We start from the raw sequence: 22,334 nt of genomic DNA, 5'->3' as shown, positions 1-22,334 counted from the left end.
TCGGCACCGGTTTTCATCATCGTTAGACCACTGACACAGGAGACACCATGACCACCCGACAGGATTGCGTGGCGCGCGATCAGGCGGACCCGCTGCGTCCGCTGAAGGAGCAGTTCGCGCTGCCACCGGGCGTGATCTATCTGGACGGCAATTCGCTGGGCGTGCTGCCCAAGGCGACGGCCGCGCGCGTGCAGCAGGTGATCACGCAGGAATGGGGCCAGGACCTGATCAAGAGCTGGAACAGCGCCGGCTGGATGGAGTTGCCGCGGCGCATCGGCGACAAGATCGGCCGGCTGATCGGGGCCCGCCCGGGCGAGACCGTGGTGGCCGATTCCACCTCGCTGAACCTGTACAAGGTGCTCAGCGCGGCGCTGCGCATTGCGCGTGCCGACCAGCCCGCGCGCCGGCTCATCGTCTCGGAACGCAGCAACTTCCCGACCGACCTCTACATCGCCGAGAGCCTGGCCGAGCAGCATGGCTACTCGCTCAAGCTCTTCGATCACGTGGACGAGTTGCCCGCGCTGATCAACGGCGAGCTGGCCGTGCTGATGCTCACGCAGGTCAACTACCGCAGCGGCCATCTGCACGACATGCAGGCGCTGACCGCGGCGGCCCACAAAGCCGGAGCCCTGGTGGTCTGGGACCTGGCGCATTCGGCCGGTGCCATCCCGGTGGACCTGAACGGCGCGGACGCCGACTTCGCGATCGGCTGCAGCTACAAATACCTCAACGGCGGTCCCGGCGCGCCGGCCTTCGTCTGGGTGAACCCGCGCCACGTCGACCGCTTCTGGCAGCCGCTGTCGGGCTGGCTGGGCCATGCCGCGCCCTTCCAGTTCACGCCGGACTACCAGCCCGCGCCGGGCATTCAACGCTACATCTGCGGCACGCCGGCCATCATCGGCACCGCGGCGCTGGAATGCGGCGTGGACACGCTGCTGGCCGCCGAGCCGCTGGGAGGCATGCAGGCGCTGCGCGCCAAGTCCATCGCGCTGACCGAGCTCTTCATCGAGCTGGCCGAATCGCGCTGCGGCCTGAAGGCGTCGCGCGACCTGGGCGTGCGCCTGGAGTCGCCGCGCGATGCGGCGCGGCGCGGCAGCCAGGTGTGCCTGAGCCTGGCCGCACCGCTGCACGAGGCGGGCTATGCGGTGGTGCAGGCGCTGATCGGCCGCGGCGTGATCGGCGACTTCCGCGCCGGCGACCCCGAGCGGCTGGATCGCGTGCCCCACATCCTGCGCTTCGGCTTCACGCCGCTGTACCTGGGCTTTGCAGACGTCTGGGACGCGGTGGAGCATCTCCGCGAGGTCCTCGCCACCGAGGAGTGGCAGGAAGCCCGCTTCAACCAAAAGGCTGCCGTGACATGAGCTGTCCCCACCACCCCACCCCTGCGCACGGCGCCGATGCCGGGGCCGGCCGCAGCGAGCAGATCGTCCGCGACGAAGGCGCGCAGCTGGATTTCTCGCGCGACATGAGCTACGGCGACTACCTGCACCTGGACCAGGTGCTGTCCGCGCAGCATCCGCTCTCGCCGGACCACAACGAGATGCTCTTCATCGTCCAGCACCAGACCTCGGAGCTGTGGATGAAGCTGATGCTGCACGAGCTGCATGCCGCGGTGCGATGCGTCGGCCAGGACCAGTTGCCCGAGGCCTTCAAGATGCTGGCGCGCGTCTCGCGCATCATGGAACAGCTGGTCCATGCCTGGGATGTGCTGGCCACGATGACGCCCCCGGAGTACTCGGCGATCCGGCCCTATCTGTCCAACAGCAGCGGTTTCCAGAGTTGGCAGTACCGCCAGATCGAATTCATGCTGGGCAACAAGAACGCGGCCATGCTCAAGCCGCATGCGCACCGGCCCGAACTGCTGGCGGCGGTGGAGGCCGCGTGGCGCGCCCCCTCGCTGTACGACGAGGTGCTGCGCCTGATGGCGCGGCGCGGCATCGCCGTGCCCGCCCGCCATGTCGAGCGCGACTGGACCCAGCCCTATGCCGCCGACGAGGGCGTCAAGGCCGCCTGGCTGGCCGTCTACCGCGACCCGCGCGCGCACTGGGACCTCTACCAGATGGGCGAGGAGCTGGTGGACCTGGAGGACGCCTTCCGCCTCTGGCGCTTCCGCCATGTCACCACGGTGGAGCGCGTGATCGGCTTCAAGCGCGGCACCGGCGGCACCTCCGGCGTCGGTTATCTGCGCAAGATGCTGGACACCGTGCTCTTCCCCGAGCTCTGGGCGCTGCGCACCGAGCTGTGAGCCGGCAAGGCGGGCGGGCGCTGAACGCCCGCCTTGCGCCCTGATCTGGATCAGGCTCCTACAATTCCCGCCAGGATGGACCCGGCAGCGCCGGGCCTACCGCACCGCCTCGGGCCACGCTGGCCCCGGGCGGCGACAGCCCTTGCCGGCCACGGCCCCACCCGGGCCCGTCCGGCACCCGGTCCCACGACAGGACACCCGCGCCAAGAACACGGAGACGAGACACCCATGGACGCCCGCATTTCGCAGATCAAACTCCGCATTTCCCGCCTGCGCGACGCCATGCGCGACACCGGCACCCATGCCTGCCTCGTGCCCTCGGCCGACCCCCATCTGTCGGAATACCTGCCCGAACGCTGGCAGGGCCGCGAATGGCTGTCGGGTTTCACCGGCTCCATGGGCACCCTGGTGGTGACCCTGGACGACGCCCGGTTGTTCGCCGACAGCCGCTACTGGACCCAGGCCGAGCGCGAACTGGACGGCAGCGGCATCACGCTGTTCAAGATCCCCACCGGCGCCGCGCTGCACCACATCGAGTGGATCGCGAACACGCTGCAGACGGGTCAGGCGCTGGCGGTGGACGGCCAATGCCTGGGCCTGGCCCAGGCCCAGCTGCTGCGCACGGCGCTGGAGGCGCGGGGCATCGCGCTGCGCACCGAGCTGGACCTGCTGGACCGTGTCTGGGAGGACCGCCCCACGCTGCCGCAGGCGCCCGTGTACGAGCACCAGGCGCCACAGGCCACGGTGAGCCGGGCCGACAAGCTGGCCCAGGTGCGCGCCGCGATGGCCGCGAAGGGCGCCAGCCACCACCTGATTTCCAGCGTCGACGACGTGGCCTGGCTGCTCAATCTGCGCGGCGCCGACGTCAGCTACAACCCGGTGTTCATGGCTCACCTGCTGCTGGACGCGCAGCAGGCCCGGCTCTTCGTGGGCGCCGGCAAGGTGCCCGCCGAGCTGGCGGCGCGCCTGGCCGCGGACGGCGTGGCGCTGGCCGACTACGACCAGGCCCGCGCCGCGCTCGCCGCGCTGCCCGCCGAGGCCTGCGTGCTAATCGATCCGCGCCGCAGTACGCTGGGCCTGCGCGAAGCCCTGCCGGCCGGCGCCCGCGTGGTCGAGGCCATCAACCCCAGCACGCTGGCCAAGAGCCGCAAGACCGCCGCCGAGGCCCGCTTCGTGCGCGAGGCCATGGAGCAGGACGGCGCGGCGATGTGCGCCTTCTACGCCCGCTTCGAGGCCGCGCTGGCCGCCGGCGAGGCGCTGAGCGAGTTGACGGTGGACGAATGGCTGAGCGCCGAGCGCGCGCGCCGCCCGGGCTTCGTGGGCCTGAGCTTCTCGACCATCGCCGGCTTCAACGCCAACGGCGCCCTGCCCCATTACCGCGCCACGCCGGAATCCTTCTCGGCCATCGCCGGCGACGGCCTGCTGCTGATCGACTCCGGCGGCCAATACCTGGGCGGCACCACCGACATCACCCGCGTGTGGGCCATCGGCACCGTGACGCCGGCCCAGCGGCGCGACTACACGCTGGTGCTCAAGGGCACGATCGCGCTGTCGCGCACGCGCTTCCCGCGCGGCACGTTGAGCCCCATGCTGGACGCGATCGCGCGTGCGCCGCTGTGGCAGCACGGCCTGGACTACGGCCATGGCACCGGCCACGGCGTCGGCTATTTCATGAACGTGCACGAGGGCCCGCAGAGCATCTCCAAGGCGGTGCCTGACGCCAACATGGCGATGGAGCCGGGCATGATCACCTCCATCGAACCGGGCCTGTACCGACCCAGCCAGTGGGGGGTGCGCATCGAGAACCTGGTGCTGAACGTGGCGGTGGACACGCCGGAGCACAACGCCTTCGGCGAGATGCTGGGCTTCGAGACCCTGACGCTGTGCCCCATCGCCACCGACTGCATCGATCGCGCGCTGCTGGACACAGCCGAGATCGAGTGGCTCAACGCCTACCACGCCGAGGTGCGTGCCCGCCTGTTGCCGCTGGTGGATGGCGCCGCGCGCGACTGGCTGCTGCGCCGCACCGAGCCCTTCTAAGCCCGCGCCGGGCGGGGGCGGTGCGCCGGCCACGGCCCCGCGTTCTGCCCCCTTGCGCCCCCCCGCCGCGCGCCTGGAACTCGCCAGGACCGACGCCTAAACTTCCAGCGGGGATACGGAGGATGCGGCATCCGGCCTTCTTCGCGAAGGCCGGCTCGTCAAGGCCGCCTCCGGTACACGCCAAGCGTTCATGGTGCCAAGGAGCTCATCATGAAGTTCATGCGCCTGGGTTTCACACATCGGGTCCATGGGGCTGACTCGTCCATGCCCACGCAGAGCTCGCGTTCGCGACGCTGGCTGCATCGCCTGTCGGACAGCGCGCTGCATGTCTCGCTGCTGCTAGCCGTGCTGGTCGTCGCGGCGCTGGCGGTGCTGCAGTCGCTGGGTGGCGGCGTCACGGTGTGGCTGCTGGACCCGGTGGTGGTCCACGGCAAGGCCGGCAGGCGCTAAAGCCACCGCCTGCGCCACACCGGAGGATCGGACTACATCTGCCGGAACAGGTGCAGATAGCTGCGGCTCACCGGCAGCACCTCGGGCCGGCCCTTCAGGTGCAAGTCGGCCGTTTCGTTAGGGCCGCGCGTGACATGGCTGATCGCGTGCAGGTTGACCACCACCGAGCGGTGCACCTGCACGAAACGCTGGGGGTCCAGGCGCTCGATCAGCTCGCGGATCGGCGTACGGATCAGCGCCTCGCCGTCCTGCGAGACGACCAGCGTGTATTTCTCGTCGGAGCGCAGGAACAGGATCTGGTCCACCGGGATCAGCTTCAGCGTCTGCCCCACCGACGCGCGTATCCATTGCAGCGGCCCCTCGTCCGCCCCCGCGGCGGGCGCCGAAGCGCCCGGCGAGGCTCGCCCGGACTGCTGCGCCAGGCGGCGCGCCAACTCCTGCAGCACGGCATCCATGGCCTCGGTGTTGACGCCAGTCGCGGGCTGACGCTCGGCCAGTCGCTCGCGCAGGCGTTGCACGGTCTCGGCCAGCCGGGCCTCGTCCAGCGGCTTGACCAGATAGTCCAGCGCACCCCGATCGAAGGCCTGCAGCGCGTACTGCTCGAACGCAGTGACGAAAACGATGTGAGCGCGACGCGCGACATGGCGCGCCGCCTCCATGCCGTTGTGGCCGGGCATGTGCACGTCCAGGAAGACCACATCCGGTTGATGGGCGTCGAACAATTCCATGGCCTCGCGGCCGTTGCGCGCCTGCGCCACCACCTCCAGCTCGGGCCACACCCGCCCCAGCGCGCGCACCAGGCTGTCGCGCAGCAGCGGTTCGTCGTCGGCGATCAGGGCGGTCGGTCGGAGGGTGTTCATGGCCGTGGCGCTTGCGCGGGGATGTCGACTCGGTTCAGGGCTGGATGCGGATCTCGGCACGCAGGCCGTGGGGCCGATTTTCGGTCAGGTCCAGCGCCGCCGACGGGCCGTAGAACAGCTTGAGCCGCTCGCTCAGGTTGCGCAGCCCGGTGCCCGAGCCCATGCTCTGCGTCAGGCCCACGCCACTGTCGCTGACCCACAGCCGCAGCTCCGCGCCGGCGCGCGCGCCGCCGACGTCGATGCGTCCGCCCTGCTCACTGGGGTCAATGCCGTGTCGTACCGCGTTCTCCACCAGGGTCAGCAGCGCCATCGGCGGAAAACGCAGTCCCTGCAGATCCGCCGGCACGGTGATCTCATAGCGCAGGCGGTCCGGCATGCGCAGGTGCATCAGCTCCAGATAGGCCTGCACCAGCGAGAGCTCGTCGCCCAGTGTGCTGCTTTCGTTCTGCAGCCGCGGCATGGCCGCGCGCAGATAGGCGATCAGGCTGCGCAGCACCGGTGCGGCCTGGGCCGAGCCGGACTCCACCAGCTCGCGCACATTGGCCAGGGTGTTGAAGAGAAAGTGCGGCTCCACCTGGGCCTGCAGCAGGCGCAGACGTGCGTCCAGGGCCTGGCGCTCCAGCTCGCTGCGCTCCAACTCGAAATGCAGGGCCTGGCTGCGCGCCTCGGCATCGCGTTGGCGGTACAGCGCCCCCATGGCCAGCAAAGGCCCGAGCAGCAGGCCGGTGCCGGCGATCCACATGAAACCCATCACCCGGGCCTCGCTGCGGAAGAAGCTGGCCAGGTCGCCACCGGTGGCGACGAGGTAGACGATCAGCGTCGCCAGCGGCACCGCCGCCGCCACCACCACCACCTGAAACAGCCAGCGCGCGCACCAGACCGGCAGGCGCTGCGGCCACTGCCCCGCGGCCGAGAAGGCGAGCAGCGCCAGCATGCCGACGAACAGCGTGCGCCCCAGCAAGATGGGGAACGGCGTGATGAAGATGGGCGACAGCAGCGCCGCCGCGATGAAGGCCAGGGTCAGGGCCAGCAGAACCCGTGCCGGCGTCAGATAGGCCACGAAGCCGGGCCAGCCCGAGGACGGCGGGGGCGCGACAAGTTCTTGTGCATCGGACATGCCGGCACGATAGCCGGCTCGGGGCCCGGGCCCAACCTGCCAAGGTCAAGGAGGCGACGAATGACGGTCTGGGCGACCCGAATGGCGGCCGCGATGCGATTGGCGTTGCGATCCGCCAAAGGCCAGGTCTGTGCCCGTCAGGCGCGCATGCCCACCCGGCACATCACCGCCTCGTGCCCGGCGTTCACCGCAAAGCGCAGGGCCTCGGCGGGCGTGGGCCAGCCATAGCCACCGGCCAGGGCCTCGTCGCGAAACGCCTCGCGTCGCTCGCCCACCACGCGCATCACGACCACCGCCGCCACATAGCCGGACGGCGGGCGCTCCAGCGCGACCGCGTAGATGCGGTAATCCCCGGCGTCGACTTCGGCGAAATGCATGGCGGCCTCCTGGGATCCGAGCTGCTTCAACAGCGACAACTTTGGCCGCAGATCGGCACTCGCGCCACCCCATCGAAGAGGGCCCACCGAAGGGGGAGCCCGGCGCTCAGCGCGGGGGCGGGCCGGCTTCGCTCGCGCTCAGCTCCCAGAGGCGGTCGGCATGCCCCTCGCCGAGCACGCGCACCGGGCGCAGCCCGGTCTCCAGCAGCGCGCCCGTCATGCCTTCGGGCAACACGGCCAGGCAGCCGGCCGCGCCGCATTGCGCGCGCAAGGCCTCCGGTGTCGCCGCGCTGCGGGCCTGTCCACGGCTGTAGAACTCGGCCGAGAAAGGCTGCTTGTCCAGGAAGATCAGCGGCTGCCCCGCGCGATGCTCGCGCTCATACATCAGCACCTGACGGCGCGCGCTGGCTGCTTCCGCATGGCCGTTGCTGAAGGCCCAGCCCAGCGCCCCCAGCATCATCGCCACGCTGGCCAGCAGCCCCGCGAGCAGCCCGCGCAGACTCTGCGCGGGGCGGTCCAGGCACCAGAAAGCCGCCAGCAGCGCCGCGGCCGGCAAGGCCGGCAGCGCGTAGGGCCAGATGATGTTGCGCGCGGCGCTGAAGAACAGCAGCGGCGTCAAGGCCCACAGCCACAGATAGCGGCGCAGCGAGGCCTGCGCCGTGCCGGCCCCCGGTGCCGAGCGGTGGCGGCGCCATGCCGCCAGGGGCAGCAGCACACTCCAGGGCAGCGCCGCTGCGAAGGCGAACAGCCAGATCGTGCCCGGCGCGGCGCGGTGCGCCTTGCCGTACAGGTCGCCGGCCCAGCCCGGCGTGACAAAACGATGCCAGTGTTCGCCGACGATGAAGTAGGCCAGGAAGCCCGGCGTGCGCTGCTCCGCCAGCCCATACCAGGGCGCGGCGACCAGCAAGGCCAGCGCGACGCCGCGCAGCCAGGGCAGCGCGCGCCAGGCGCGCGTCCAGGCCCCTTCCCAGGCGCACCAGCCGAGCAGGGGCAGCCCCACCAGCACCAGGATCAGCGGTCCCTTGGCCAGCAGCCCCAGGCCCAGCCAGACGAAGAAGGTCCAGGCCGCACGGCGGTCGCCCTGCTGCTGGGCATTCCAGAAGGCACACATCGCGCCGGTGGCGCACAGCACCAGCGCGGCATCGGTCATCACCGCCCCGGCCGAGACCACGAAGAGCAGCGAGCCGCCCAGCAACGCCCAGACCCAGGCGCGCAGCCTGGGGGCCTGCGCTGCGTCCGTGTGCTGACGCAGCGCGAAACGGGCGCTCATCCACGCGATGGCCAGGCCGCACAGCAGATGCGGCAACCTTGCCGCGAACTCGTTGACGCCGAACAGCCGCATGCTCAGCGCCGTCATCCAGAACGACAGCGGCGGCTTGGCCCAGAAGGGCTGCCCCTGCGCATGCCAGGGCGTGACCCAGTCCTGCCAGGCCAGCATCTTGCGGGCGATTTCGGCGTAGCGGGCCTCGGTGGTGTCCATGAGCGGCAAGCCGGCCATGGCCAGCAGGCGCAGCACCAGCAGCAGTCCCAGCAGCCCCCAGACCGCGCGCAGCGCGCGGTCGTCCGGCCTCGTGTCAGTTCGGTGCATGCACCACCCGTTCCTCCATCGGCATGGCCGACCTAGCCGGTTCGTAGGATTCGACCAGGAACAGCGGCCGGCGCTTGCTCTCCAGGCTGAGGCGCCCGATGTACTCACCCAGCACGCCGATGGCCAGCAGTTGCAGCCCGCCCAGCATCAGGACGACGACGATCAAAGTCGGGAAGCCAGGCACCGGGTCCCCATAAGCCAGCGCCCGCACGAAGAAGTACAGCCCGAAGGCAAAGGACGCCAGCGCGCTGGCCAGGCCCAGCTTGGTCGCCACCTTCAGCGGCGCGACCGAGAAGGCGGTGATGCCTTCCAGCGCGAAGTTCCACAGCTGCCGGAAGCGCCATTTGCTGTGGCCCGCCTGACGCTGCGCGCAGTCATAGTCCAGTGTGGTCTGGCGATAGCCTATCCACGCGAACAAACCCTTCATGAAGCGGTTGCGTTCCTGCAGCTGGTTCAGCGCATCCACCGCGCGCCGGCTGAACAGCCGGAAGTCCCCCACGCCGTCCGGGATGGGAATGTCGCTGAGCCGGTTGATCAGACGATAGAAGCCCTGCGCGGCATGCCGCTTCAGCCAGGATTCGTCCTCGCGGCTGCGACGCCGCATGTTCACGACGTCGGCGCCGTCGCGCCAGGCGGCCCGCATGGCCGGAATCATCTCGGGCGGATGCTGCAGGTCGGCGTCCATCAGGATCACCGCCTGACCACGCGCCACCTGCAGCCCGGCGGTGATGGCCTGCTCCTTGCCGAAGTTGCGGCTGAAGCGCAGCACACCGACATGCGGGTCCCGCGACTGCAGCTCGCGCAGCAGCGCCGCACTGTGGTCGGTGCTGCCGTCGTCGACGAAGATCAGCTCCGCGCGCACGCCTTGCAGCGCCTGTCGCAGACGCTCGTGCAGGACCATCAGGTTGTCCTGCTCGTTGAACACCGGAATGACCAGGCTCAGCTCGTATTCCGCCAGAGCGGGAGGATCGAAGGGGCTCATGCGAAGCTCCAACGTAGATTCAGCCCATAGCCGAGAAGGAACAGCAGCAGCGTCGTCAGCAACTGGGCCGGCAGCACCGACAAACCGAGCTGCGAACAGAAGCCCTGCACCATCAAGCCCTGCAGCAGCGCGCTGAGCAGAACCACGGTGGTGAACCGGGTGGCCACACGCCGCAGCGTGGACTCGCGGCGACGCTCGACGAAGGTGTAGTGCCAGTTGCCCCACAGCGCGACGACGCCACCAATCGCCGCGCCCATCGCGGCGGCCGGTCCGGAGGTCCATCCGGCCACGCCGGCCAGGAGGGCCAGCACCATGTAGTGGACGAGGGTGGCCAGCACACTGGTCATGAAATAGCGTGTGAACATGTCCGCCCCCGTCATCGCGTCAGATTAGGGCCAGCCCATGAAGAGGGCATGAATACCGACCGAGCCACCGCCCGGACATTCGGGATTCAGGCCGCGCCGCAGAAGACCGCTGCTCGACGCCGTCATCATGCCACCGCCATGCGGAAGACCGCCACGGTCTGAACCAGCGAATCCGCCTGGTGCCTGAGGCTCTCCGCCGCTGCCGCGCTCTGCTCCACCAAGGCCGCGTTCTGCTGCGTCGCACGGTCCATCTGAGCCACCGCCTGGCCGACCTGGTCCACGCCGGAACTCTGTTCCGCGCTGGCCATGTTGATCTCACCGACGATCTGGCTGACCTTGCGGATCGCCGCGACGATCTCGCCCATCGCATGGCCCGCACGGTCGGCCAGGGACGAGCCCTTGGCGACCTGGTCCACGCTGTCGGTGATCAGGCCCTTGATCTCTTGCGCTGCGGCGGCGCTGCGCTGCGCCAGCACGCGCACCTCGCCGGCGACGACCGCAAAGCCACGCCCCTGCGCACCAGCCCTCGCGGCCTCCACCGCGGCATTGAGCGCGAGGATGTTGGTCTGGAAGGCAATGCCATCGATCACCGCGATGATCTCCTCGATCTTGCGCGAGCTTTGCTGGATGCCGCGCATGGTCTGGACCACTTCGCCGACCACCTCGCCGCCGCGGACCGCCAGGTCCGACGCGCCCTGCCCCAGCTGGTTGGCCTGCTCGGCGTGCTGGGCGTTCTGGCGCACCGTGCTGCCCAGTTCTTCCATCGTGGCCGCCGTCTGCTGCAGCGCGCTGGCCTGCTGTTCGGTGCGCTGGCTGAGGTCGGCATTGCCGGTCGCAATCTCGGTGCTACCGGTGGCGATGGAGTCGGAGCTCTGGCGCACCTGCGCCACGATGAGCGCCAGGCTTTCCTGCATGCTGCCCAGCGAAGCCAGCACGCTGCCCGCCGTGGCGGCCGCGGCGCCGACCACGGGACCGAGGTCGCCGTTCGCGACCTTGCGGGCGGCGGCGCTGAGCTCGCCCGGTTCCGCACCCAGATCGCGATACAGACCGCGAGCGATCAGCCAGCCCGAGATCACCGCCGCGACAAAGGCCAGCGAGCACAGCACGATCAGCTCGTTGCGCTGCGTCGAGTACTGTTCATTCGCCTCCTCGACGCGCCGCTGGGCGTTCGTCTCGGTTTGCCGCCTGTATTCGTCGGACGCCTTGTCCAGCGCGTCCAGCAGCGGCCGGCATTGCTCGATCATCATCGTGGTGCCCTGGGCCGTCTCACCCTTCAGCGCCAGTTCGACGATGCGCAGCGCGACGGGGGCATAACGCTGCTCCACATCTGCGATCTCGGCGATCAATTGGCGCGCCTGTGGCGAGACATCCTCCGCCCGCGCCATGCGCTGCAACCGGGCCAGCTTTTCGACGACATCCGCCTGGGCGCTCTCCACGGAGGCCTTTTCCGTTGCGATGTCCGCGGGCCGGGTGACCAGCAACAGATTGCGCGCCGCGATGGCGCGCTTGTCGACGGCATTGCGGACCTCGGCCGCCAACGTGGCGCGGGCGTTCACCCCCTCCACGTAATGGGCCAAGTCCTCGTTGGCTTGTCCCAGCGAATGCAGCGAAAGCAGCGCCACCAGCAATACAAACACCGCCAGCACCCCGAAGGCCAGGCACAGCCGGGTCCTGATACGCATCGTCCTGCCGTTCATATGAACTCCCTTGAATCACGACGTGCGTTGATGGTAGCGGCTTAATCAAATGAATCAATCAATAAGATCAATTTTATCATTTTAAAGCAAACAACGTCACAAACCGCCCTTGCGGCGAGCGACGAAGGGGGCGTCAGGGATGCGCCAGCAGGTGCTGAGCCAGTGCGTGGTAGGCGGGCAGCGACACGGGATCATTGGCGGCGTTGGCCGCCGTCGGATGGGAGGCCAGCCGCGCGATCACCATCTCGGCCTTGGGATCGATGTACAGTGCCTGTCCATGCACGCCACGCGCCATGTAGGCGCCGTGCTCGTTGTGCGTGACCCACCACATGTTGCGATAGCTCCAGCCGGTAAGCAGGCGGTAGCCTGCCTTGGCAAAGGCGGTCCGGGACCCACCCCGCCGGATGTCGTCGATCGCCGCCCTGGGGAGGATGGCCTGACCGTTCAGCATGCCTTCGTTGCGCAGCAGTTCGCCGACCCGCGCGAGATCACGCAGGCCGGCATTGAGCCCTCCTCCCGCGAAGGGTGTGCCTATCGAGTCGACCGTGAAATAGGCGTCCTGCTCGGCGCCGATGCGGCGCCATAGGCGCTCCGACAGCAGCTCCGCCACCGAGCGCCCGCTGACCCGCGCGATCACCCAGCCCAGCGCATCGCTGTTGGCCGTCTTGTAGCCGAAGGCATCGCCATGACGGCCCTGGGGCTTCACCGTCTGCAGGAACTCGTAATAGCTCTGCGGTCCCCGGTACTCCTTGGGCTTGGGCAAGGGGCTGCCGGCCTGGGCGTGGCGCCAGACATCGGCCTGCGGATCTGCATAGTCTTCGCTGAACTGAATGCCCGTGGTCATGTCCAGCAATTCGCGCACCGTGGCGCTGCCGAAGGCCGACCGGGCCAGTTCCGGCACATAGTCGGAAACCCGACGGACCGGATCCAGCTGTCCTTCAGCCACCAACATGGCCCCCAGCAGTCCGGTGAAGGACTTGGTGACCGACATCAGTCCATGCTGCCCATCCTCCGTCAGTGCGCCGAAATAGCGTTCGTAGATGATGCGGCCGCGATGCAGCACGACGACGCCATCGGTATAGCTGAGAGCCAGAGACTGGGCCCAGGTGATTGGCGCATCGCCCCCCAGGGGCGTGAAACTCAGCGCATCGAGGTCATCGCGCTCGGCACGCGGCAGTGGCGCGGGGGCGCCCAGTCCGCGCGAGACCTGCACGGTGGGCATCAGCTCCCGGAAATGGGCCACGCTCCAGCGCCAGGCCGGGAACTCGGCGTAGCTGCCATCGGCAAAACGCAGCGTGCGATCGCTGGGCGGTGGAGCCCCCTTCATCCAGCCCATGCGGGCGGGGTCGCTGGCCAGGGCGTCGGGGGGCGCGGCAAACGCCCATGAGCTGACGAGCAGCGCGGCGGCAGCCGTTGCGAGACGATGCATCAGCAAACTCTCCGGAAGTGGTGGCGGGTTTGACACGGGGCCACCGGCTGGGTGAAAGACAGCGGGGTTCGCTACGCCAGCGGCCACGCGCCACCTTAACCCAGTTCTCCGTCGACCAGAACCTCCGCCAGGGCCTCCAGTGGCAGCCCCGCATCCCGATCTTTGAGCAGCGTCTCGCGCTGACGCAGATGGACCTGCAGGCCATCGGAGACCGATTCGCCCTGCCACACGATGGCGGCGCCATCTTCGGTGTTCTTGCGACTCAGGATTTCCAGATGGAAGGTCCAGACTCGTCCTGTCTCAGGATGAGACCGCCGCACGGTGATTGCTTCCATGGTTCGGTGCCCCCAGCACCGTCCCGCGCCGCGGTGAATACAACGGGGGATTTACCTAGAACAACGAAACGACGTCAGCGAAAGCGACAGGAGGCGCCGCGCTGGCGGCTTGGAGAGCCGCGCCCAACCCCTGGCAAGGCAGCCGGAGAAACGAACAACCCGCCCGAGGGCGGGTTTCCCAATCGCTTGATTCACAAGCCATTCGGGCGGAGGGGGAGGCCGCGATTCGCTGGGCAGAGGACAACAGGGGCGAGTGGGTCCAACAGCGATCACGAACCGGCGGGCGTCGTTACGTGCTTCAGGGCTCTCAGTCGTTCCAGTTGCCTGCCATGCACCTCGGAGAAGGCCTCTGGGTCCGAGACCGCGTAAGCACCGTACCCATAGACGCACGAGTAGGCGGCATAGGCGGCAGCCTCGATGGCCTGCCCGCGCATGGCCCTGGCCAGCGCGTAGGTCGCTGACACCGCGGCATGCCGTGTTCCGTCGATCGACCGTGACCCCGGATGGCTGGCGGCCAGCGACGCCATCGCCTCAGCCAAGTCGTTCAGCTGGGCCTCGGCCTCCGGCCCGAAGTTGGCCAGGCAAGCACGAAAGCCCTCGAGGCCAGCGACGACGTCATCGCTCTCCAGGTTGCCGGCCACGTCCTCCACGCAGGCCAGGCCGAAGCGCAAAGCCAGCTCGCGATGGCCTCCGGAGGATTCCAGCTCGTCGGCGATCTTCTTGAGTTCGGGATGCATGCAAGCCTCCGCACATGTCAGTCCAGGCCGTTGTCGCAAGCTCAAGCAGGAGGGGTCGTTCGTCCCTGGTTGAATCCTGTTCGCGCCCCGCCGATGCCGGATGCACGGAGCCAGCGATCAACGCTTGCCGACGTTGAACTCCGTCGCCTTGTACAAGGCCTGCATGGTGTCACGCCCCAGGCGGCCTTCCATGTCCTTGTGGGTCTGCACCATCACGGCACGGATGGCGTCGCGCTCGGCCGGCGTGGGCTCGATCAGCACGGCCTTGCCGGCCGCCTTGATCTTGTCGTAGGCGTTGCGCTCTTCGGCCAGCGTCAGACCGTTGGCGTAAGTGGTGGCGTCGGCCATGGCGGACTCCAGCGTGTCCCGGAGGTCCTTGGGCAAGCCCTCCCAGAACTGGCGGTTGACCACCACCGCATAGGCCTGATGCGAGTGATGCAGCAGCGTCACGTACTTCTGCACCTCGTACAGCTTCTGGGTGTAGACGTTGGACAGCGTCACATCGGCTCCGTCCACCACGCCGGATTGCAGCGCCTGATAGACCTCGGAGAACGCCATGGTCTGCGGAATGACGCCCACGGCTCGCATCTGCGCGTCGATCACCTTGGACGAGTTGATACGGATCTTCAGGCCCTTGAAGTCTTCGGGCTTGCGAAGCGGCTTGTTGGCGGTGACGACGCGAAAGCCGGCATCCCAATAGGCCAGGCCGCGCACGCCCTTGGCGTCCAGCTTCTTCAGCATCGCGCTGCCGAAATCACTGCCCACGGCCTTCTGATAGCTGGCCTGGTCCGGCGTGACGAAAGGCAGGTCAAAGACTTCGAACGCCTTGATGCCGAAGGGACCGAACTTGGACACCGAGGGCGCCAGCATCTGCACCGAGCCCAACTGGAGCGCCTCCAGCTCTTCCTTGTCCTTGTAGAGCTGACTGTTGGGATAAACCTGAACCTTGACTCGACCCTTGGTACGTTCCTCGGCCAGCTTCTTGAATCGCTCGGCGCCCTGCCCTTTGGGCGTATCCACCGCAGCCACATGGCTGAACTTGATGATGATGGGTGCCGATGGGGATTGGCCGTGGCCGAGGGTGGGCGCGAGTGCGCAAGTCAGACCGGTGGCCAGGCTGGCCAGCAGAAAGGTACGACGTGTCATGGAAGGTCTCCGAATCGTTAGGAATAGGCGTGAGCGTCGGCTCAGCGGTGGTTGGCGGTCAAGCCGGTAGCATCAATGATGGGCGCCGCTTCAGGCAAGGCCAGAAAGCGGATCAGGGCCTGCCCCGCCTGGGCATGAGCGGCGCCCCGGACCACCGCGGCCGAGAACTGGGTCACCTCCTGTGCGGCCTCGGGCAGCAGGCCGACCACGTCGATGCCCTCGATGTGCTGCAGCTCGCTGAGCTGCTGGAAGCCGAGCTCCGCCTCACCCCGTGCCACCACCTGGCCCACGGGTTCGGCGGGAATCATGCGCGCCTTGCCCTTCAAGGCCTCCGCCAGGCCCAGTCGGGGGAACAGCACCTGCGACAGGTAGACGCCGCTCGCGCTGTCGGAGTAGGCGATGGACTGGGCCGCGAGCAGCGCCTGCTTGAGTTGCTCCACCGTGGCGATGGCGGGTTGTGGCGCGCCGCGGCGAACAGCCAATGCGATGCGCGAGCTGGCCAGCTCCGTGCGAGTGGCCCCGTCGAGCTGTCCCCGGGCCACGAGTTGGTCCAGGGCACTGCCCACCATGATCACCACGTCGATGGGTTCCTGTCGGGCCAGCCGTTGGGGGATGGCGTTCTTCGTCTCGCCCATCGAAGGGCCCCAGCTGCTGATCAAGGTGTGCCCGGTGGCCTTCTCGAATGCCGGCGCCAGGGCCTTGTAGGCGGCCGCGAAGCCGCCGGAGCTCACGACGCGCACCTCGTCGGCCCGGGCGACGGAGCCGACCAGCATCAGCATCAGGCTGATGACGACGAGCAGGGCGAGGTGGGGCAGCGGCGGGTGGCCGCGGCGGGTGTGGATCATGGCTTGTCTCCTGGATGTGAAGCGAGGGTGCGTCGGGCACCCTCGGTACCCGGTTCGATGAGATAGAGCGGGAGGCGGCGCTGCGCCAGCCCCAGGGTGGACCGCAGAAGGGAGCGACGCTGCAGCGCCGCGGGCTTGTGACCTGTCGGGCGAAGAACTTCCCGTCGCCGGCGGTGCGTCGACGGACCGAGCCGCTCACCCAGTCGGCGTTTGCGGCTGGGGGGCCGCGTCAGAAGTTGTGGCGCATGCCGGCTTCAAAGGCCGTGGAACTGCCGCCGGCGACCATCGTCGATCCCCCTGGGATTGAGAAGCTTGCTTTGCCGTCGTTGTTGATGCGAGCACCTTGGACATACAGCGCCGACCGCTTGGACAAGCTGTAGACCGCACCAAGGCCGATCTGCGTCGCATCGTTGGCGTCAATCACCGTCGTGCCGACCTTGCCCTTCATATTGGCCCGCAGATAGGACGCCTTCAGCTCGACTTGGCCCAAGGTCACCACGGTCGAAAGCAACAGGATGGTCTCTTCGGACAGGGCTTGTTCATACTTGCGCAGCGCTGCGTTCATCCGCACCTGACCGACACTCCCGTTCACAGCGAACAGCGTGTCCTTGAACTTGCCGGACGCCGTGAGGTCATTGGAGGTGACCACCCGGCTGGCATGCGCGCCAAAGCTGGTGCTCTGCCACCCGATGCGACCACCGATCAGCTTGTCCTGGCCATTCGCTGCGGTTCCGCCTTCGCCGGCAGCCACCATCAGGCCACCCTCGAGTCCACCGAGGTCGGACGGAAGCAGGTATGCCACGGTGTTGCTGGATCGGACCGTCGTATTCGGGCCCGTGCCGAACGCGCTCCGGATCGGCCCCTGTTGAGAGGAGGACGAGAAATTGTTCGAACCGGCTACGCCGACGTGCGAGTAGGGATCATGGCGCACCCAGATGGCGTAGGTCGGGACATAGTCGCGGCCCAGGCGAAGCTCACCGATGCCCCGGCCCGACAGCGACAAGGTGGCCCGACGGTCAAAGAACTGCGTGCCGCCAGAGCTGGTGCCGGTGTCGGCATTCACGCCAGACTCCAGCCAGAAGCCAGCTGAAAGCCCGCCGCCAAGGTCTTCGTCCCCGCGGAAGTACAGACGACTCGTCTGGTTAGAGCCGCTCACCAGCGACTTGATCGAGCCGCCGCCGTCGTTGCGGACGTAGCGGACAGCGGAGTCAAGGATGCCGCCAACGACGACGCTGCCTTGCGCCACGGCGGCACCGGCTGCAAAGAGCAGGAAGACTGCCGACAGGATGGACTTTTGCTTCAAGAATGTCTCCGATGTGTTCTGAAGGCGTGGGCGCCTGCTTGTGAAGCGATGGTGCAACGGGCACACTTATTTGTTAAGTGCATTATTCAGAATCACTTTTCCATGAAGCGCATCAATATGACCTTGGACGAAGTCCAGGCCTTCGTCGCCGTGGCGCATGCGGGCAGCTTCAAGGGAGCGGCTGACGCGCTGTTCCTCTCGCAGCCCGCCCTCAGCCGTCGGGTCGACCAGCTGGAGCAGGTGCTGGAGGTGCGGCTGTTGGAGCGCACCACACGCCGGGTGGCATTGACGCCGGAGGGGCGGGAGTTCCTGACCCATGCCGAGCGCGGCTTGGCAGCCCTGCGCACCGGGGTTGATGAGGTGGAGCGGGAGGTGGCGCGCCGTGCCGCAAGTCTCACCGTGGCCTGCATCCCCACCGTGGCCAGCGCGTTGTTGCCGCGAGCCTTTGCCCGGTTGGCCGCCCACCATCCCGGGGTGCGCTTGCGCATGCTCGACGAGGGGGCGTCCGAGGTTTTGCGCGCGGTGCAGTCGGGCGAAGCCGAGCTGGGCTTGAGCTTCACCGGTGCTTCGCACCCCGAGATCGACTTCCAGCCGCTCTTGACCGAGGACTATGTGCTGGCCCTGCGGTCCGACCACCCCTTGGCGCAGCGCGCTGACTTGAGCTGGCGGGACCTACTGGCCGAGCCCATGGTGGCGGTGACCGGCGACAGCGGCAACCGGGTGCTGATCGACCAGGCGTTGTCGCGCCTGAAACAGCGGCCCACGGTGCAGTTCGAGGCCAACCACGTGTCCGGCGCCTTGGGCATGGTGGAGGCGGGGCTGGGGGTGGCCGTGGTGCCGCGGCTGGCGCTGTCCATGCGGGCCGGGGCCGTTCTGGTGGGGGTGCCGCTCAAGCAGCCGCGTATCGAGCGGACCCTGGGCCTGATCACCCGCCAGGGTCGGCGCTTGGGCGGGCCAGCGCAGGCGCTGGTGCAGGCACTGCGCAGCGAACTGGCGATGCCGCCAAGCATCCCTTGACGCATGCGCACCGATTGAGCCTTGCGCGCGCATCGTCACTGCAACTACCACCGGCCAACGACCACTGGCATGGGGAGCTTGCTGCGCAACACGCTGCGGTGAGTCCGGGGACCGCCAGGCCCAGGCGCGCGGGATCGATGCGCTGAACGATGCCGGACACCTGCATTTCGCTGGCGGCTCGGTCGCGCTCGCGCGGCTACAACTCCTGCGGATAGATCGGGTTTGGCCGTAGGTTCATGTCGTGCGACGTCTGAAGATCGCCGGCCTCCATTGGCGCATAGTGACCGTTCAGCTTTGCGCCAGCCTCCGTGCTGAAGCTGGTGGTGGCGCCGGGAACCGCCGAGGGCCAGTCGCGAGACAGCGCATCGCGCTCCGCGCGCAGCTCCTGAAGCCGACGCGCCAGTTCGGTCCGTTCAGCATCGAACATTTGGCCGTACCCGACGGCCGGGTCGGACAGCTCATGCGCCCGGGCCTAGTCGCGCGCCAGCTCAGCATCGATTTCTCCGACGCGATCCAGCGACGTGATGACCTGAGGCTTGCGCAGCGCCTGCTCGGCTTCGCTGGCCCACAGCAGCGAGGCACTCACACGCCGGGTATACAGGCGCCGCGGCGAAAAGGTCGCCCCAACCCGCTGAACTGCGGAAACGCAGTTGCGGAAATTGCGGAAACGACACCACCAGCCAAAGAAAAAGCCCGCTTCAAGCGGGCTTTTAAGTGCTTGATTTAACAAGCATTTTGGCGGAGAGGGAGGGATTCGAACCCTCGGTACGTTATTCACGTACGCCTGATTTCGAGTCAGGTACATTCAACCACTCTGCCACCTCTCCTGATTCGGTGCTCGCGTGGTTGTTTGCGAGTAAGCCCGCTAGTATAGCCAGTTTTCGGGAGAAGCCAAGAACTTCTTGCAGACTTGTGGGCTGGGACCCTTCACCACCCCGGATCAGGCCCGCAGAACCTCCAGACCGCCCAGATAGGGACGCAGAACTTCGGGCACGCCGATGCTGCCATCGGCGTTCTGATAGTTCTCCAGCACCGCGACCAGCGTACGGCCCACGGCAAGGCCCGAGCCGTTGAGCGTGTGCACCAGCTCGTTCCTGCCCTGCGCGTTCTTGTAGCGGGCCTGCATGCGGCGCGCCTGGAAGGCGCCCATGTTCGAGCAGGAGCTGATTTCACGGTAGGTGTTCTGCGCCGGCAGCCAGACCTCAAGGTCATAGGTCTTGGTGGCCCCAAACCCCATGTCGCCGCCACACAGCAGCATGGTCCGGTACGGCAGGCCCAGCTTCTGCAGGATGGCTTCGGCGTGCAGTGTCATTTCCTCCAGCGCCGCCATGCTGTGCTCGGGCTGCTCGATGCGCACCATCTCGACCTTGTCGAATTGATGCTGGCGGATCATGCCGCGCGTGTCGCGGCCGGCCGAGCCCGCTTCCGAGCGGAAGCAGGGGCTGTGGGCGGTCAGCTTGATCGGCAGTTCCTCAGCCTTGAGCACGCTCTCGCGCACGGTGTTGGTCAGCGAGATCTCCGAGGTCGAGATCAGGTACTGCTCCTGCGCCTCGTCGTCGCCGCCGCGCAGCACCCAGAACATGTCTTCGCGGAACTTGGGCAGTTGGCCGGTGCCTTCAAGGATCTCCCGGTTGACGATATAGGGCGTATAGCACTCGGTATAGCCGTGCTCGGCGGTCTGCACGTCCAGCATGAACTGCGCGAGCGCACGGTGCAGGCGCGCGACCGGCCCTTTCAGAAAGGTGAAGCGCGAGCCCGAGAGCTTGGCGCCGGTCTCGAAGTCCAGGCCCAGCGGAGCGCCCAGGTCCACATGGTCCTTGACCTCGAAATCGAAACTGCGCGGCTGGCCCCAGCGACGCACCTCGACGTTGCCGCTCTCGTCCGTGCCCGGCGGCACGCTGGCGTCGGGCAGGTTGGGCACGCCCATCAGCAGATGGTTGAGCTCGTGCTGGATCGCGTCCAGGCGCTCGGCGCCGGCCTTCAGTTCGTCGGCGATCCCGCCCACCTCGGCCATCAGGGCCGACGCGTCCTCGCCCTTGCCCTTGGCCATGCCGATCTGCTTGGACAGCGCGTTGCGGCGCGCCTGCAACTCCTCGGTGCGGGTCTGTACCGCCTTGCGCTCGGCCTCGAAGGCCTTGTAGCGCTCGACGTCCAGGAAGGGTTGCGGGTTCTTGCGCGCGTTCAGGCGCTCGATGACGGCGTCCAGGTCCTTGCGCAGCAGGCTGATGTCTAGCATGGGTTTTTCTTTCGAATGCGGTTCGATGGGTCTGGGCGACCGGCGCGCGCAGCGACGCGCGCCATCGCGGGGCGCGGGAGGCAAGCGCGGATCAGGATCGTTCGCTGGTGACCTCGGCCATGGACTTGTCGCCCAGGCCCAGAGGCAGCGGGAAGCGCACATGCTCCTCCACGCCCTGCAGGCTGCGCACCGCGGTGGCGCCCAGCTCGCGCAGCCGCGTGATCACGGCCTGCACCAGCACGTCCGGCGCCGAGGCTCCGGCCGTCAGACCCACGCGCGAGCGCCCTTCCAGCCACTCGGGCTTCAGGTCACTGGCCGCGTCGACCATGTAGGCCGGCGTGCCGAGGCGCTCGGCCAGTTCGCGCAGCCGGTTGCTGTTGGAACTGGTGGGGCTGCCGACGACGACGACTACGTCCACCTGCGGCGCCAACACCTTGACGGCGTCCTGGCGGTTCTGGGTGGCGTAGCAGATGTCCTGCTTCTTGGGTTCGCGCACCAGCGGAAAGTGCTGCTTCACCGCAGCCAGGATCTCGGCGGCGTCGTCCACGCTCAACGTGGTCTGCGTGACCACCGCCAGACGAGACGGATCTTTGACACGGACATGGGGCACATCGGCGGCCTCCTCGACCAGGTAGATGCCGTCGTTCAGCTGACCCATCGTGCCCTCGACCTCGGGGTGGCCCTTGTGGCCGATCATGATGAACTCGTAGCCTTCCTTGCGCAGCTTGGCCACTTCCACATGCACCTTGGTCACCAGCGGGCAGGTCGCGTCGAAGACCTGGAAGCCGCGCGCAGCCGCCTCGCGGCGCACGGCCTGGCTGACGCCGTGGGCCGAGAACACCAGGGTGGCGCCGGGCGGCACCTCGGACAGCTCTTCGATGAAGATCGCGCCCTTGGCCTTCAGGTCGTTCACCACATAGGTGTTGTGCACGATCTCGTGGCGCACATAGATCGGGGCACCGAACTTCTTCAGCGCCCGCTCGACGATTTCGATCGCACGGTCCACGCCGGCGCAGAAGCCACGCGGCTCGGCCAGCAGGATGGCCTTGCCGTCCGCGTCGTCCGGGAGGTTGGATGCCGCTGCCATGCTCACAGCACCCCGATCAGCTGCACTTCGAAGCTCACCGCCTGGCCGGCGAGAGGATGGTTGAAGTCAAACAGCAGCCAGTCCTCGCCGATCTCCCGCACCACGCCGGCATACTGCCCCTGCCCGTCTGGCGTGGGGAACTGAACGACGTCGCCGACCTGGTACTGCTCGTCGGGATCGCCCAGCTGGCGCAGCAATTCGAGTTTGACGCGCTGCAGCAGCTCGGCATTGCGCTCGCCGAACGCCTCGCCAGGCGCCAGCTCGAACTGGGTCCGCGTGCCCTCGGCCAAGCCGATCAGCCGCGCCTCGATGGCCGGTGCCAGTTCGCCGTTGCCCAGCGACAGCGTGGCGGGCTTGTCGGCAAAGGTGTTGATCACGTCTTGTCCGTCCGGACCGGCGAGACGGTAGTGCAGGGTCAGGAAGGATCCGGCTTGAACGAGATTCACGGCGTTTGACGCCCCATCAAGGGGGCACTTTT

General features: G+C 67.9%; 22 protein-coding genes and 1 tRNA gene. 5 read left to right on the top strand and 18 right to left on the bottom strand.

The genetic code is table 11. The annotated features are described in order from the left end of the window. Positions 1-47 precede the first annotated feature (47 nt). From kynU to LZ017_RS17240, 4 genes are all read left to right on the top strand, one after another. Positions 48-1,361, top strand: coding sequence for a kynureninase (kynU, locus tag LZ017_RS17255; protein WP_241398134.1), 1,314 nt, complete (start codon positions 48-50; stop codon positions 1,359-1,361). Beyond that, entirely contained in the window at positions 1,358-2,245 is an 888-nt protein-coding gene (kynA, locus tag LZ017_RS17250; RefSeq protein ID WP_241398133.1) for a tryptophan 2,3-dioxygenase, read from the top strand. The genes kynU and kynA overlap by 4 nt, the downstream gene beginning before the upstream one ends. 228 nt (positions 2,246-2,473) lie before the next feature. Further along, positions 2,474-4,285, top strand: a complete 1,812-nt coding sequence (locus tag LZ017_RS17245; RefSeq protein ID WP_241398132.1) for an aminopeptidase P family protein — start codon at positions 2,474-2,476, stop codon at positions 4,283-4,285. A gap of 210 nt (positions 4,286-4,495) precedes the next feature. After that, entirely contained in the window at positions 4,496-4,735 is a 240-nt protein-coding gene (locus tag LZ017_RS17240) for a hypothetical protein (protein ID WP_241398131.1), read from the top strand. Between the two features lie 32 nt (positions 4,736-4,767). On the opposite strand, the gene LZ017_RS17235 is transcribed toward LZ017_RS17240, so the two are convergent. The 13 genes from LZ017_RS17235 to LZ017_RS17175 form a co-directional block, all read right to left on the bottom strand. Beyond that, positions 4,768-5,595, bottom strand: a complete 828-nt coding sequence (locus LZ017_RS17235) for a LytTR family DNA-binding domain-containing protein (protein WP_241398130.1) — start codon at positions 5,593-5,595, stop codon at positions 4,768-4,770. A gap of 34 nt (positions 5,596-5,629) precedes the next feature. Then, a complete protein-coding gene (locus LZ017_RS17230; RefSeq protein WP_241398129.1) occupies positions 5,630-6,712 on the bottom strand; it encodes a sensor histidine kinase in 1,083 nt (360 codons plus the stop codon). Positions 6,713-6,849: 137 nt separating this feature from the next. After that, positions 6,850-7,089 carry a hypothetical protein gene (locus LZ017_RS17225; protein ID WP_241398128.1) on the bottom strand — a complete coding sequence of 80 codons (240 nt, stop codon included), beginning with the start codon at positions 7,087-7,089 and terminating at the stop codon, positions 6,850-6,852. A 106-nt stretch (positions 7,090-7,195) separates the two neighbouring features. Then, positions 7,196-8,677, bottom strand: coding sequence for a glycosyltransferase family 39 protein (locus LZ017_RS17220; protein WP_241398127.1), 1,482 nt, complete (start codon positions 8,675-8,677; stop codon positions 7,196-7,198). After that, positions 8,664-9,659, bottom strand: a complete 996-nt coding sequence (locus LZ017_RS17215; RefSeq protein ID WP_241398126.1) for a glycosyltransferase family 2 protein — start codon at positions 9,657-9,659, stop codon at positions 8,664-8,666. Before LZ017_RS17215 ends, LZ017_RS17220 begins: the two co-directional genes overlap by 14 nt. Next, on the bottom strand, positions 9,656-10,024 hold the full coding sequence (locus LZ017_RS17210; protein WP_241398125.1) for a GtrA family protein: 369 nt from the start codon (positions 10,022-10,024) through the stop codon (positions 9,656-9,658). Before LZ017_RS17210 ends, LZ017_RS17215 begins: the two co-directional genes overlap by 4 nt. Before the next feature lie 125 nt (positions 10,025-10,149). After that, a complete protein-coding gene (locus LZ017_RS17205) occupies positions 10,150-11,706 on the bottom strand; it encodes a methyl-accepting chemotaxis protein (protein WP_241398124.1) in 1,557 nt (518 codons plus the stop codon). A 148-nt stretch (positions 11,707-11,854) separates the two neighbouring features. Then, positions 11,855-13,150, bottom strand: a complete 1,296-nt coding sequence (locus LZ017_RS17200) for a serine hydrolase (protein WP_241398123.1) — start codon at positions 13,148-13,150, stop codon at positions 11,855-11,857. Between the two features lie 95 nt (positions 13,151-13,245). Then, positions 13,246-13,485 carry a hypothetical protein gene (locus LZ017_RS17195; protein ID WP_241398122.1) on the bottom strand — a complete coding sequence of 80 codons (240 nt, stop codon included), beginning with the start codon at positions 13,483-13,485 and terminating at the stop codon, positions 13,246-13,248. A gap of 269 nt (positions 13,486-13,754) precedes the next feature. Beyond that, entirely contained in the window at positions 13,755-14,222 is a 468-nt protein-coding gene (locus LZ017_RS17190) for a hypothetical protein (RefSeq protein ID WP_241398121.1), read from the bottom strand. A gap of 117 nt (positions 14,223-14,339) precedes the next feature. Further along, positions 14,340-15,368 carry a DctP family TRAP transporter solute-binding subunit gene (locus LZ017_RS17185; RefSeq protein WP_241398120.1) on the bottom strand — a complete coding sequence of 343 codons (1,029 nt, stop codon included), beginning with the start codon at positions 15,366-15,368 and terminating at the stop codon, positions 14,340-14,342. Positions 15,369-15,409: 41 nt separating this feature from the next. Continuing rightward, complete coding sequence (locus tag LZ017_RS17180) at positions 15,410-16,213, bottom strand: substrate-binding domain-containing protein (protein ID WP_241398119.1); 804 nt, start codon at positions 16,211-16,213, stop codon at positions 15,410-15,412. Between the two features lie 229 nt (positions 16,214-16,442). Next, entirely contained in the window at positions 16,443-17,516 is a 1,074-nt protein-coding gene (locus tag LZ017_RS17175) for a porin (RefSeq protein ID WP_241398118.1), read from the bottom strand. Positions 17,517-17,618: 102 nt separating this feature from the next. Here LZ017_RS17175 and LZ017_RS17170 point away from each other — a divergent pair, with 102 nt between their 5' ends. Continuing rightward, positions 17,619-18,533, top strand: a complete 915-nt coding sequence (locus LZ017_RS17170; protein WP_241398117.1) for a LysR family transcriptional regulator — start codon at positions 17,619-17,621, stop codon at positions 18,531-18,533. Positions 18,534-18,729: 196 nt separating this feature from the next. On the opposite strand, the gene LZ017_RS17165 is transcribed toward LZ017_RS17170, so the two are convergent. From LZ017_RS17165 to LZ017_RS17145, 5 genes are all read right to left on the bottom strand, one after another. Beyond that, positions 18,730-18,960 (bottom strand): hypothetical protein, encoded by a 231-nt coding sequence (locus LZ017_RS17165; protein WP_241398116.1) that lies wholly within the window; start codon positions 18,958-18,960, stop codon positions 18,730-18,732. Positions 18,961-19,269: 309 nt separating this feature from the next. After that, positions 19,270-19,360 (bottom strand) — tRNA-Ser (locus tag LZ017_RS17160). Positions 19,361-19,473: 113 nt separating this feature from the next. After that, positions 19,474-20,769 carry a serine--tRNA ligase gene (gene serS / locus LZ017_RS17155; RefSeq protein WP_241398115.1) on the bottom strand — a complete coding sequence of 432 codons (1,296 nt, stop codon included), beginning with the start codon at positions 20,767-20,769 and terminating at the stop codon, positions 19,474-19,476. A 91-nt stretch (positions 20,770-20,860) separates the two neighbouring features. Continuing rightward, positions 20,861-21,856 carry a 4-hydroxy-3-methylbut-2-enyl diphosphate reductase gene (gene ispH, locus LZ017_RS17150; protein WP_241398114.1) on the bottom strand — a complete coding sequence of 332 codons (996 nt, stop codon included), beginning with the start codon at positions 21,854-21,856 and terminating at the stop codon, positions 20,861-20,863. 2 nt (positions 21,857-21,858) lie between these two features. Continuing rightward, positions 21,859-22,302 (bottom strand): peptidylprolyl isomerase, encoded by a 444-nt coding sequence (locus LZ017_RS17145; protein ID WP_241398113.1) that lies wholly within the window; start codon positions 22,300-22,302, stop codon positions 21,859-21,861. Positions 22,303-22,334 lie beyond the last annotated feature (32 nt).

The organism is Pelomonas sp. CA6 (assembly GCF_022549225.1).
Lineage (GTDB): Bacteria > Pseudomonadota > Gammaproteobacteria > Burkholderiales > Burkholderiaceae_C > Roseateles.
Note: the sequence above shows the minus strand (reverse complement) of the source record. Positions and strands in the feature narration are given on the sequence as shown.